Here is a 664-nt window from a genome sequence, read left to right on the forward strand (position 1 = left end):
ACACCGCGCACAGTAATAACACGACGAGGCTGTTTAGGGTCGGTTTCAATCTCGGCGCGTAACCTAGATATATGCACGTCGATAGAACGGTCGAAGGCTTCCAAATCTGACCCTTGAAGTCCATTCATGAGTTGGTCGCGGGTTAATACTCGCCCTACGCCGTCTGCAAGTATCGAAAGAAGTTGGAACTGATAGGAGGTAAGGTCGCAGCGTTTGCCGTCTATCCGTGCCTCCATAGCATCCTTGTCGACTTCTAGTGCGCCAAAGCGAACGACATTGACGGTTTGCGAATGTGTACCTCGGCGCAATATGGCACGTAGCCGAGCGAGCAATTCTCGCGGTTCAAATGGTTTGGGCAAATAATCGTCAGCCCCCATTTCTAACCCCAACACACGATCAAGCGGGTCGCCCTTTGCAGTGAGCATTAAAATGGGAATGGCTTCGGTTGCCCTGAGTGTTCGGCATACTTCCAAACCATCAATATCAGGCAACATTAAATCAAGAATTGCCGCTCGAAAATTTCCTTGTTGCTGCAAAGCTAATCCAGAAGAACCATCTATTGCAGACGTGACAGAGTACCCCTCTTTCTCAAGATACTCTTTGATCATTGCTGCGAGACGTTCATCGTCGTCGATTAGCAAAATGTTGTCAGTCGTTTTGGTCA

General features: G+C 48.8%; 1 protein-coding gene. It reads right to left on the reverse strand.

Features of this window, described 5'->3' with window-relative positions; genetic code table 11:
* On the reverse strand, window positions 1–664 hold a 664-nt coding region (locus H5125_RS21750), incomplete at both ends, for a response regulator (RefSeq protein ID WP_220487399.1).

Source organism: Shewanella sp. SR44-4, from assembly GCF_014163715.1.
Classification (GTDB): Bacteria; Pseudomonadota; Gammaproteobacteria; order Enterobacterales; family Shewanellaceae; genus Shewanella.